Source organism: Streptomyces sp. NPDC059900, assembly GCF_050270335.1.
Taxonomy (GTDB): Bacteria; Actinomycetota; Actinomycetes; order Streptomycetales; family Streptomycetaceae; genus Streptomyces.
On sequence record NZ_JBNNJZ010000255.1, the window covers coordinates 1 to 11335 of the forward strand.

Below are 11335 nucleotides of genomic sequence, written 5' to 3' on the forward strand. Positions count from 1 at the left end.
AGCATGCGCAGGTCGATGAAGGGCTTCGGGTGGCGCAGCTGCCACCAGGTGAGCACGGCGGAGAGCACCGCCACGGGGGCGAGCAGCCACCACTGGGGGTGCGCCAGGTCGAGCAGGAAGACGACGAGGCAGGTCAGCGCGGAGCTGAAGAGCAGTATCCCGAGCGGGTCGAGTGTGCTCGCGGCACGGCCCTTCTCGCGTCCGGCGCGTGGTCCGTCCGCCGGTATCCAGCGCAGCGCGCAGCCGAAGGCGATGAGTGCGACGGGGATGTTGACCGCGAAGATGCCGCGCCAGCCCGCGGTGGCGACGAGCAGCCCGCCGAGAGTGGGGCCGATGGCCGCGCTGCCGAGCCCGGCGAAGGAGAGCCGGCCAAGGACGGTGCGCGGCGTGGGCGAGCCGAGCCTGCGTGACTCGTCGCGCAGGACGGCCATGGCGGCGGGGTAGGCCGCCGAGGTGCCGATGCCGAGCAGCAGCCGCGAGAGGAGCAGCCACAGGAATCCGGGGGCGAGGGCGCCCACCAGGCCGGAGGCCGCCACGACCACGAGCCCGCCGAGGAAGACCCGGCGCGGCCCGATGCCGTCGGCGAGTTTGCCGAGCACCGGCTGGGAGACGGCGCTGGCGAGGTAGAGGACAGACACGAGCCAGGCGGTGTCGGCGGCGCCGACACCGAACTCGTGGCCGATCGCCACCAGCGCGGTGGAGATCATCGTGGTGTTGAGCGGGTTGAGCAGCGAGCCGAGGAGGAGGGGCGCGGTGAGCCGTGCCCCGAAGGCGGGACGCTCGCCCGCCGCCGGGCGGGCCGGGGCGTGCGGCTTCGTCCTCACTTCTGCACCAGCCGCTCCAACAGCACGATGGCGTCGGCCAGTTGGCGGCGCTCCGCCGGGTCGAGCCCGTCGGCCAGGGCCGTCGAGAGCCAGTCGTGCTTGGCGGCCCGCATCTCGGCGAGGGTGCGGTGCCCCTCATCGGTCACGGAGACGACGGACTGCCGCCCGTCGTCGGGGTCGGGGGCCCGCTCGACGAGCCCCATCTCCTCCAGGGCGCCCACGGTCAGCCGCATCGACTGGGGCCTGACGAGCTCCTCGCGGGCCAGGCCCGCGGTGGTGGCGGGGCCTGCCCGGTCGAGGCGTGCGAGCACGGAACGCTGGGTGGGACTGAGTCCGGTCGCCGGTGTCACGCCGCGCAGGCGCCGCACGAGCCGCCGGACGACGTCCGACAGATCGGCGGCGATCTGCTCGGGGGCCGCGTCGTCCTGCCCGGCAGCCGGGTCGTCGGAGGGTGCGCTCATGTGCGCCACCGTACGAGATTGACAGGTAACCTTGCAAGTCTTCCTGCCGATCCCCCCGGAGCGGCGGCGGCCGGCAGACCCCGTGCACAGAAACCGCCCCCGTCGCTCACGGCGACGGGGGCGGAGTGCGGGGCGGGCAGTGCCCCGCGTACTAGCGGATCGGCATCCCCGACAGCGTGCGGGCGATCACCAGACGCTGGATCTCGCTCGTACCCTCGAAGATCGTGTAGATCGCGGCGTCCCGGTGCATGCGCTCCACCGGGTACTCGCGCGTGAAGCCGTTGCCGCCGAAGATCTGGAGCGCCTGGGCGGTGACCTTCTTGGCGACCTCGCTCGCGTAGAGCTTGGACATGGAGCCCTCGGCGGACTCGAACTTCTTGCCCGTGCTCGCCATCCACGAGGCACGCCAGACGAGCAGACGCGCTGCGTCGATCTGCGTACGCATGTCGGCGAGCTGGAAGGCGATGCCCTGGTTGTCGATGATCGGGCGACCGAACTGCGTACGCGTCTTGGCGTACTCCAGCGCCTCCTCGTACGCGGCGCGCGCCGTGCCCACGGCCATGGCGCCGACCGCCGGGCGGGACGCCTCGAAGGTGGCCATCGCGGCGTTCTTCACGCGCTCGCCGCCCTTCTTCGCGCGCTCACGCGCACGCGCGAGGCGCTCGTCGAGCTTCTCCTTGCCGCCGAGCAGGCAGTGGCCGGGGACGCGCACGTCCTCCAGGACGACCTCGGCGGTGTGCGAGGCGCGGATGCCGTGCTTCTTGAACTTCTGGCCCTGGGAGAGACCGGGGGTGTTCGGCGGGACGATGAAGGAGGCGTGGCCCTTGGAGCCGAGTTCCGGGTCGACGACCGCGACGACGACGTGGACGTTGGCTATGCCGCCGTTGGTCGCCCAGGTCTTGGTGCCGTTGAGCACCCACTCGTCCTTGGCCTCGTCGTAGACGGCGCGGGTGCGCATCGCCGCCACGTCGGAGCCGGCGTCAGGCTCGGAGGAACAGAAGGCGGCGACCTTGACGTCGTTCACGTCGCCGTACATCTGCGGGATCCAGGTGCCGATCTGCTCCTCGGTGCCGTTGGCAAGCACGCCGACGGCGGCCAGGCCCGTGCCCATGATGGACAGGGCGATGCCCGCGTCACCCCAGAAGAGCTCCTCGGTCGCCATCACGATGCCCAGGCCCGTGGGGTCGAAGAACTGCTGGGCATAGAAGTCGAGGGAGTAGATCCCCAGCTTCGACGCCTCCTGGATGATCGGCCAGGGAGTCTCCTCGCGCTCGTCCCATTCGGCGGCCGCGGGGCGGATCACGTCAGCGGCGAACCCGTGGAGCCAGTCCCGGACCTCCTTCTGTTCGTCGTTGAGCTCCATGGTGAACTCGGCCATGACCCCTCCAGGACCTGCGATGCAGACATACGTTACTTGCGGTAACTGGAGTCTGTTACTGGCGGGTAGCCGATGTCAACTCCCGGCCGCCCGTTCGATGGGCGGCGAGCGCGGGGTGTTACGTTGCGCGTGCGTCACGCAATCGCCTGGGCGGGGAGAGAATCGCTATGGAGACCACCACACAGCAGACCGATCAGCAACGGTCTGCCGAGCGCCGGCGGCGCGAGCTACTGGAGGCCGCCGACCGCGTGGTCCTGCGCGACGGCCCCGGCGCCTCGATGAACGCCATCGCCGCCGAGGCCGGCATCACCAAGCCGATCCTCTACCGCCACTTCGGCGACAAGGGCGGCCTGTACGCCGCCCTCGCCAAGCGGCACACCGACGCGCTCCTGGACTCCCTGCGCGCCGCCCTGGACGCCCCGGCCGAGCGCAGGGAGCGGGTCGAGCAGACCCTGGACACCTACCTCGCGGCGATCGAGGCACGCCCGCAGGTCTACCGCTTCCTCATGCACCCCTCGGACAGCGCCACCCCCGGCGAGCAGGGCTTCGACGTGGGCCTGCACTCCGCCCCGGTCCTGCGCCGCATGGGCGAGGAGCTCGCGCAGGTCATCGAGGAGCGCGTCGACCTCGGCCCCGGCAGCGCCCAGCTCGCGCGCGTGTGGGGCCACGGCATCGTCGGCATGATGCATGCCGCCGGTGACTGGTGGCTCGGCGAACGGCCCTGCCCGCGCGCGGAGTTGGTCAGCAGCCTGGCCGATCTGCTGTGGGGACGCCTGGCCGCCGCGGGCGACCGCGTCGGCGGCCCCGGCTTCTGACCACCGGCAACCCCCGGAGTCAGGTACTCCAGGGCGCCCTGGCGGCGGCCCGCAGCACCCTGCGCCGCCGCCAGCCCGTGACGCGATCGGTGTAGACGCCGCCCGCCAGGTGGTCGCACTCGTGCTGCAGGCAGCGCGCGAACCACCCGGTTCCGTGCACCCGCACCGGCTCCCCCAGCATGTCGACGCCCTCCACCACGGCGTGGTCGAAGCGCGGCGTGACGGCTTCCAGGCCGGGCAGCGAGAGGCAGCCCTCCGGGCCGCGCACACTGACGCCGTCCGCCTCCACGAGGCGCGGGTTCACCACGTACCCGAGATGACGCACATCGTCGTCGTCCGGGCAGTCGTACACGAAGACCCGCTGGTTCACGCCGATCTGGTTGGCGGCCAGACCCACGCCCTCGGCGGCGTACATCGTGGCGTACATGTCCTCGATGAGCCCGGCCAGTTCGGAACCGAATTCGGTGACCTCCTCACAGGGCTTGTGCAGCACGGGGTCACCGAGCAGTGTCAGAGGTCGTACGCGCCCCGAGGCGCCCGGGATCGAGCCGTGTCGCATGGCCGCAAGGGTACGGTCCTTGGAAAGCCCCGGGGTCGGGGTGGTGCCGCGGTTCGGGCTTGCGAGTGGATCTCGATAGGCTGAGGTTCATCGCGTTGCCGGGGGCAGGCGCGGCGCCGTACGCAAGGAGGATCCAGAACTGATGGCAGGCAACACGGACCCGCTGTCGCCGCGGGCCAAGCTGGCCGTGACGGCGGGCAAGGCGGCCGCGGCGGTGTCGCGCGCGGCGGGCCGCGGCAGCGGATCGGTGATCGGCGGCCGCGTCTCACTCAAACTCGACCCCGACCTGCTCGGGCGTCTGGCCACGCACCTGGACGTGGTGCTCGTCTCCGCCACGAACGGCAAGACGACCACGACCCGGCTGCTCGCCGAGGCGCTGCGCGCCAGCGGGCCCGTGGTGTCCAACGCCCTGGGCGCGAACATGCCGGCCGGCATCACCTCGGCCCTCGCGGGCGGTTCGGACGCCAGGTTCGGCGTGATCGAGGTCGACGAGAAGTACCTCGCGGGTGTCGCCCGCGACGTGGAGCCGAAGGCGATCGCGCTCCTGAACCTCTCGCGCGACCAGCTCGACCGCGCCGCCGAGACCCGCATGATGGCGGAGAACTGGCGCGAGGGCCTGGCCGGCTCCAAGGCCGTCGTGATCGCGAACGCGGACGACCCGCTGGTCGTCTGGGCCGCGTCCTCGTCGCCGAACGTCGTATGGGTGGCCGCGGGCCAGGAGTGGAAGGACGACGCCTGGTCGTGCCCCTCCTGCGGCGGCGTCATGCAGCGCCCCGGCGACGACTGGTTCTGCGGCGAGTGCGGCTTCCGCCGCCCCGCGCCCAGCTGGGTGCTCTCCGGCGACCACGTCCTCGACCCGCACGGCTCGGCCTGGCCGATCCATCTCCAGCTGCCGGGCCGCGCCAACAAGGCGAACGCCACCACGTCGGCGGCCGTCGCCGCCGTCTTCGGCGTGCCGCCGCAGGTCGCCCTGGAGCGGATGTACCAGGTGCAGGCCGTCGCGGGACGCTATGACGTGGTGCAGTTCCAGGGCCGCGACCTGCGTCTGCTGCTGGCGAAGAACCCCGCGGGCTGGCTCGAAACGTTTTCGCTGATCGACCCGCCGCCCACCCCGGTGGTCCTGTCCGTGAACGCCCGCGGCGCCGACGGCACCGACACCTCTTGGCTGTGGGACGTCGACTACACCCGCCTGGCCGGTCACCCGATCTTCGTGCTCGGCGACCGCAAGCTGGACCTCGCCGTGCGTCTTGAGGTCGCGGGCCTGGACTTCCGGGTCTGCGAGTCCCTCGACGAGGCCGTGCAGCTCGCGCCGCCCGGACGCATCGAGACGATCGCGAACTACACCGCGTTCCAGGACCTGCGCCGCCGCGTCGGCAACTGACCCCACCGGACCCTCTAGACCCTCGTAGGGACGAATGAGCATGAGCGACAACAGCCTGCGGCTGGTGTGGGTCTACCCCGACCTGCTCAGCACGTACGGAGACCAGGGCAACGCCCTGGTCGTGGAGCGCCGCGCCCACCAGCGCGGCCTCCAGGTCGAGCGCTACGACGTGCGCAGCGACCAGCCGGTGCCCACCTCCGGCGACATCTACCTGATCGGCGGCGGCGAGGACCGTCCGCAGCGCCTGGCCGCCGAGCGCCTGCGCCGCGACGGCGGCCTCCAGCGGGCCGTGGGCAACGGCGCGATCGTCTTCTCGGTGTGCGCGGGCTACCAGATTCTGGGCCAGGAGTTCATCAACGACCTCGGCCAGCGCGAGCCGGGCCTCGGCCTGCTCGACGTGATCTCCACCCGCGGCGAGGGCGACCGCTGCGTCGGCGACGTCCTGGGCGACATCGACCCGCAGCTGGGCCTGCCTCCGCTGACCGGCTTCGAGAACCACCAGGGCATCACGCACATCGGCCCCTCCGCGCGGCCCTTCGCCCGCGTCAGCCTCGGCCGGGGCAACGGCACGGGCGACGGCACCGAGGGCGCGTACAACGGCACCGTCTTCGGCACCTACATGCACGGTCCCGTCCTGGCCCGCAACCCGCTGATCGCGGACCTGCTCCTGAAGCTGGCCCTCGACGTGAACGCGCTGCCGCCCACCGACGACCGCTGGTACGAGGCGCTGCGCGCCGAGCGCATGAACGCGGCGCAGCAGCCCGCCTGATGCCCTTGCCGCACAGGTGAGCGGCGCAGTCCAGCAGTCGGACGCCCGGTACGGCCCCGCCCCCTGACGCCTATAGGGTGGCGGGGTTCAGCCGGACGACGTGGTCCGGACTTCGGCCCACGTTGCAAAGGTATTCCGGGCTATGCGCATTGGTGTCCTCACCTCCGGCGGCGACTGCCCCGGTCTGAACGCCGTCATCCGTTCGGTCGTGCACCGTGCCGTCGTCGACCACGGCGACGAGGTCATCGGCTTCCACGACGGCTGGCGCGGCCTGCTCGAATGCGACTACCGCAAGCTCGACCTGGACGCGGTGGGCGGCATCCTGGCCCGCGGCGGAACGATTCTCGGCTCATCCCGCGTCCAGCCCGCGCATCTGCGCGACGGCGTCGAGCGGGCCAAGGGCCACCTCGCCGACCTCGGCCTGGACGCCGTCATCCCGATCGGCGGCGAAGGCACCCTCAAGGCCGCCCGCCTCCTGTCGGACGCCGGTCTGCCGATCGTCGGCGTACCCAAGACCATCGACAACGACATCGCGGTCACCGACGTGACGTTCGGCTTCGACACCGCGGTCGGCGTGGCGACCGAGGCCCTGGACCGCCTCAAGACGACCGCCGAGTCCCACCAGCGGGTCCTGATCGTCGAGGTCATGGGCCGGCACACCGGCTGGATCGCACTGCACTCGGGCATGGCCGCAGGCGCGCACGCGATCGTCGTGCCGGAGCGGCCCTTCGACATCGAGGAACTCGCGGCGAAGGTCGGCGAACGCTTCTCCGCCGGGAAGAAGTTCGCGATCGTCGTGGCCGCCGAGGGTGCCAAACCGCGCGAGGGCTCGATGAAGTTCGACGAGGGCATCAAGGACATGTACGGCCACGAGCGGTTCGCCGGCATCGCCCGCCAGCTCTCCATCGAACTGGAGCAGCGCCTGGGCAAGGAGGCGCGTCCGGTGATCCTCGGGCACGTCCAGCGCGGCGGCACCCCCACCGCGTACGACCGCGTCCTCGCCACCCGCTTCGGCTGGCACGCCGTGGAGGCCGTGCACCGCGGCGAGTTCGGCAAGATGACCGCGCTGCACGGCACGGACATCACGATGGTCCCGCTCGCCGAGGCCGTCGAGACCCTCAAGACGGTGCCGGACGAGCGCTACGCCGAGGCGGAGTGCGTCCTCTAGAGACAGGCTCTGATTCAGGGGCCTGATTTACGGCTCAAGGAACGGCCCCCGGACGCGTCGGCGTCCGGGGGCCGTTCTAGTCTGGTGCGGACACACAGCGCACAACCGCACGAATCAGGAGCCAGTGGATGGATCACAGCGGGCACGGCATGAACATGGATCTGCCGCCGTTCACGCTGGGGCGCGGGCTCGAACTCTCGGCCGACCCCTTCTTCCTCATCGGCTCCCTGGTGGCCTTGGCCCTCTACGGCTGGGGCGTGGTCCGGCTCGTGCGGCGCGGCGACAAGTGGCCCATCGGCCGCACGGTCTCCTTCGTGGCGGGCGTCCTGACCATCCTGCTCGTGATGTGCACCCAGCTGAACGACTACGGCATGGTCATGTTCAGCGTGCACATGGTGCAGCACATGGTCATCAGCATGCTCTCGCCGATCCTGCTCCTGATGGGCGCCCCGATCACCCTCGCCCTGCGCGCGCTGCCCGTCGCGGGCCGCGGCCGCAAGGGCCCGCGCGAGGTCCTGCTGTGGATCCTGCACAGCCGCTACGTCAAGATCATCACGCACCCCGCGTTCACCATCCCGCTGTTCATCGCGAGCCTGTACGCGCTGTACTTCACCCCGCTCTTCGACACCCTGATGGGCTCCAAGGCGGGCCACATCGGGATGATGGTGCACTTCCTCGCGGTCGGCCTGGTCTTCTTCTGGCCGATCATGGGCGTCGACCCGGGACCGCACCGGCCCGGCTACATCATGCGGATGCTGGAGCTGTTCGCGGGCATGCCCTTCCACGCGTTCTTCGGCATCGCGCTGATGATGGCCTCCGAGCCGATGGTGGGCACCTACAAGAACCCGCCCGCCTCACTGGGCATCGACGCACTCGCCGACCAGACCGCCGCCGGCGGCATCGCCTGGGCGTTCAGCGAGGTGCCCTCGGTGCTCGTGCTGCTCGCGCTGCTCTTCCAGTGGTACCGCTCCGATCAGCGCCAGGCACGGCGTACAGACCGGGCCGCGGACCGCGACGGCGACAAGGAGCTCGAGGCGTACAACGCCTATCTCGCCTCACTGGCCGCGCGCGGGCGCTAGCAGCCCTCTGGCGGCAATGGGTCTTCGCGGGCGAGGATGGTCTCAGGCCGCGGTTCTGGCGTCGAGGCGCCGGGGCTGCCGGGAGGAGGCAGGGCGATGCCTGATTCTACGAAGACGATGGGTGTATTCACCATCGGAGGTCTGGTCGCGGTGACCGCGTACACGGTCGCGCTCGGGAGCAACGGCTGGCTGTGGTTCGGCTGGGTCGTCATCGGCATGCTCACGCTGGCGATGGTGCTCTCGCGCAGCACCCCCTGAGGGGTGCCGCGCGGCAGCGAGGAAAAGCGCGGACGGCGCGGGACGGCGCCGGTCAGAAGCGGAAGACGGCGCCCGTCGAGTAGCCCATCTCGCAGGCGTTGCCGTAGGTCTTCTGCCAGCTGACCGGCTTGCCCCGGTGGGTGCCCGTGGCGCTCACGGTGACCGGGGCGTACTGCTTGGTGCAGATCCCCTTCTTCGCGGGCAGCTTGTCGAAGTCGCCCTTCGCCGCGTCGATGGCCGCACAGGCCTCGGCCGCGTGCGGATGGTGGCCGGGCCGCTCGGTCCTGCAATCGAGCAGCACACCGCGGACCCAGGCGTTGTCGTCCCCGGTAACGGTGAGGAAGACGCCGGTGGCCCGCGCCGGAGCCGCCTCGTCGGCAGCGTGGGCGGGCACGGCTGCGGTTGCGGCCGCGGCGAGGGAGAGCAGCGCGGCGGCGGTGGCCGCGACCGGGCGCAGGCGGGACGTGGGACGGGCACTCATGGGGACCTCCTGGAACGGTGACGGAGCGGTGACGTGCTGCGTCTCGGAGCGTCCAGGCCACCCCGCACGGCCGTTGCCCGCCCGGCCGACACGCCGGGCAGTCACCCGTACGGGGCCGGGGAGGGGCGCGGACGGGCGGGGCACCGCGATGCGGGGCTTCGCTCGGGGCCGATCCCGCCGAGTATCGACCGGAGCCCGGGCCGCCCGGCTTCGCTCCCTTCTCCCGTGGAGGTCTCGCACCTAAACTGACCGCTGCGCGCGAGGACCCGTGACCTGCGACGACGCAGCACCCAGGCCGGTCCACCTACGTCAAGGAGCAACGGGTGTACTACTACCTGCTCAAGTACGTCGTCCTGGGGCCGCTGCTGCGGCTCATGTTCCGGCCGCGCATCGAGGGACTGGAGCACATACCGGAGACCGGTGCGGCGATCGTGGCGGGCAACCACCTGTCGTTCTCGGACCACTTCCTGATGCCCGCCATCATCAAGCGGCGGATCACCTTCCTCGCGAAGGCCGAGTACTTCACGGGGCCCGGCCTCAGGGGCCGCCTCACGGCCACGTTCTTCCGCAGCGCGGGACAGATCCCGGTGGACCGCTCCGGCAAGGAGGCGGGCCAGGCCGCGATCCGCGAGGGCCTGGGCGTGCTGCGCAAGGGGGAACTGCTCGGGATCTACCCGGAGGGCACCCGCTCGCACGACGGACGCCTCTACAAGGGGAAGGTCGGCGTCGCCGCGATGGCCCTCAAGGCGCAGGCACCGGTGATCCCGTGCGCGATGATCGGCACGTTCGAGGCGCAGCCGCCGGGCCAGAAGATGCCGAACTTCCAGAAGGTCTCCATCCGCTTCGGCGCCCCGCTGGACTTCTCGCGCTACGCGGGCATGGAAAACGAGAAGGCGGTCCTGCGCGCGGTCACCGACGAGATCATGTACGCCATCCTCGGGCTCTCGGGACAGGAGTACGTCGACAAGTACGCCGCGGTCGTGAAGGCGGAGGAGGCCGAGCGGGCCGCCGCGGCGAGCCGGCGCAAATTCCCCCGGATGCCGTTGAGTTGATGTCCTGACGTACGGTCTGACCAGGAGCGGCCGGCGCGGACCTGACGCGCTGCCGGGCACCAGGGGAGACACGGATGAGCGAGCACGGCCTGTACACGAAGCTGATCGGGCTGCTTGAGGAGCGGGGCGCGGCGTTCCGCGTCATCGAGCACGAGGCCGAGGGCGCCACGGAGGCGGTCAGCACGCTGCGGGGCAACACCCTCCAGCAGGCCGCCAAGTGCATCGTGGTGATGGTGAAGACCGGCAAGAAGACGAAGCGGTACGCGCTCGCGGTGGTGCCCGGTGACCGGCGCGTCGATCTGAACGCGCTCAAGCAGCTGCTCGGCGGGACGTACGCCGGCTTCGCCACGCAGGAGGCGGCCGAGCGGCTCGCGGGCAGCGCGAGCGGCACGATCCTGCCGTTCTCCTTCGACCCCGAGCTGGAACTGGTCGTGGACCCGGCGCTGCTCGCCCACGAGGAGCTCTTCTTCAACGCGGCACGCCTGGACCGCTCGCTGGCCCTGCGGACCGCGGACTACGTGGCGATCGCTCAGCCGCGTACGGCCGGGATCGCGCAGGAGGCGGCAGCGTAGAAGGCAGCAGCGTAGAAGGCAGCAGAACGGGGCGCCGGATCTCTCCGGCGCCCCGTTGTGTGCCTAACGGCTGGTTGTTACGGCTTGGGCGTGGCGTGCGGGGTGCAGGTCACGTCCTTGCTGTCCACCTTGCCGGTCAGCAGGTAGGTGTCGACACGGTCGTTGAGGCACGGGTTGACCAGGTTCGTGATGCCGTGCGAGCCGGCGTCCTTCTCCGTGATCAGTCGCGAGCCCTTGAACCGCTTGTGCAGCTCGACGGCGCCCTCGTACGGCGTGGCGGCGTCGCGGGTCGACTGCGCGATGAGGACGGGCGGCAGGCCCTTGCCCGTCTTGACCTCGACGGGCTCGTGCTGCTTGCTCTTCCAGGTGGCGCAGGGCAGGTTCATCCAGGCGTTGGCCCACGTCATGAACGGGTTGTCGCGGTGGATGCGGGAGTTGTCCCGGTCCCACTTCTTCCAGCTGGTGGGCCACTTGGCGTCCGCGCACTCGACGGCCGTGTAGACGGCGTTGCCGTTCTCCGAGGCGATGTTGCCCGCGG

General features: G+C 71.0%; 14 protein-coding genes. 8 read left to right on the forward strand and 6 right to left on the reverse strand.

What is annotated here, in order from left to right:
- The 3 genes from ACQKIP_RS27440 to ACQKIP_RS27450 form a co-directional block, all read right to left on the reverse strand.
- Nucleotides 1-824: MFS transporter (locus ACQKIP_RS27440; protein ID WP_427744375.1), on the reverse strand; the 824-nt coding region annotated here is incomplete at its 3' end.
- Nucleotides 821-1285, reverse strand: coding sequence for a MarR family winged helix-turn-helix transcriptional regulator (locus ACQKIP_RS27445; protein WP_365861015.1), 465 nt, complete (start codon nt 1283-1285; stop codon nt 821-823). The genes ACQKIP_RS27440 and ACQKIP_RS27445, both read right to left, overlap by 4 nt.
- 151 nt (nt 1286-1436) lie before the next feature.
- Nucleotides 1437-2663 carry an acyl-CoA dehydrogenase family protein gene (locus ACQKIP_RS27450; protein ID WP_365861013.1) on the reverse strand — a complete coding sequence of 409 codons (1227 nt, stop codon included), beginning with the start codon at nt 2661-2663 and terminating at the stop codon, nt 1437-1439.
- A gap of 167 nt (nt 2664-2830) precedes the next feature.
- Between ACQKIP_RS27450 and ACQKIP_RS27455 the strand changes: the two genes are divergently transcribed.
- Nucleotides 2831-3478, forward strand: coding sequence for a TetR family transcriptional regulator (locus tag ACQKIP_RS27455; RefSeq protein WP_365861011.1), 648 nt, complete (start codon nt 2831-2833; stop codon nt 3476-3478).
- Nucleotides 3479-3497: 19 nt separating this feature from the next.
- Here the strand turns inward: ACQKIP_RS27455 and def are convergent, their stop codons facing one another.
- Nucleotides 3498-4037 carry a peptide deformylase gene (def, locus tag ACQKIP_RS27460; protein ID WP_365861009.1) on the reverse strand — a complete coding sequence of 180 codons (540 nt, stop codon included), beginning with the start codon at nt 4035-4037 and terminating at the stop codon, nt 3498-3500.
- Nucleotides 4038-4179: 142 nt separating this feature from the next.
- On the opposite strand from def, the gene ACQKIP_RS27465 reads away from it, so the two are divergent.
- The 5 genes from ACQKIP_RS27465 (at nt 4180) to ACQKIP_RS27485 (ending at nt 8692) form a co-directional block, all read left to right on the forward strand.
- The gene (locus ACQKIP_RS27465) at nt 4180-5418 is read left to right on the forward strand and encodes a MurT ligase domain-containing protein (RefSeq protein ID WP_344519320.1); all 1239 of its coding nucleotides are present in this window, start codon (nt 4180-4182) and stop codon (nt 5416-5418) included.
- A 40-nt stretch (nt 5419-5458) separates the two neighbouring features.
- Complete coding sequence (locus ACQKIP_RS27470) at nt 5459-6187, forward strand: type 1 glutamine amidotransferase (protein WP_249585951.1); 729 nt, start codon at nt 5459-5461, stop codon at nt 6185-6187.
- A 142-nt stretch (nt 6188-6329) separates the two neighbouring features.
- Nucleotides 6330-7355 carry a 6-phosphofructokinase gene (locus ACQKIP_RS27475; RefSeq protein WP_361388259.1) on the forward strand — a complete coding sequence of 342 codons (1026 nt, stop codon included), beginning with the start codon at nt 6330-6332 and terminating at the stop codon, nt 7353-7355.
- A 128-nt stretch (nt 7356-7483) separates the two neighbouring features.
- Nucleotides 7484-8434 (forward strand): cytochrome c oxidase assembly protein, encoded by a 951-nt coding sequence (locus ACQKIP_RS27480; RefSeq protein WP_365861007.1) that lies wholly within the window; start codon nt 7484-7486, stop codon nt 8432-8434.
- 96 nt (nt 8435-8530) lie between these two features.
- Nucleotides 8531-8692, forward strand: coding sequence for a hypothetical protein (locus tag ACQKIP_RS27485; RefSeq protein WP_190078913.1), 162 nt, complete (start codon nt 8531-8533; stop codon nt 8690-8692).
- A 52-nt stretch (nt 8693-8744) separates the two neighbouring features.
- Here the strand turns inward: ACQKIP_RS27485 and ACQKIP_RS27490 are convergent, their stop codons facing one another.
- Nucleotides 8745-9173 (reverse strand): SSI family serine proteinase inhibitor, encoded by a 429-nt coding sequence (locus tag ACQKIP_RS27490; protein WP_365861005.1) that lies wholly within the window; start codon nt 9171-9173, stop codon nt 8745-8747.
- A gap of 323 nt (nt 9174-9496) precedes the next feature.
- Between ACQKIP_RS27490 and ACQKIP_RS27495 the strand changes: the two genes are divergently transcribed.
- Together ACQKIP_RS27495 and ACQKIP_RS27500 are read left to right on the forward strand one after the other, a co-directional pair.
- Entirely contained in the window at nt 9497-10225 is a 729-nt protein-coding gene (locus ACQKIP_RS27495) for a lysophospholipid acyltransferase family protein (RefSeq protein WP_427744381.1), read from the forward strand.
- Between the two features lie 74 nt (nt 10226-10299).
- Nucleotides 10300-10797 carry a YbaK/EbsC family protein gene (locus tag ACQKIP_RS27500; protein WP_365861003.1) on the forward strand — a complete coding sequence of 166 codons (498 nt, stop codon included), beginning with the start codon at nt 10300-10302 and terminating at the stop codon, nt 10795-10797.
- Nucleotides 10798-10874: 77 nt separating this feature from the next.
- Here the strand turns inward: ACQKIP_RS27500 and ACQKIP_RS27505 are convergent.
- A partial coding sequence (locus tag ACQKIP_RS27505; RefSeq protein WP_427744383.1) for an alpha/beta hydrolase occupies nt 10875-11335 on the reverse strand: 461 nt, incomplete at its 5' end.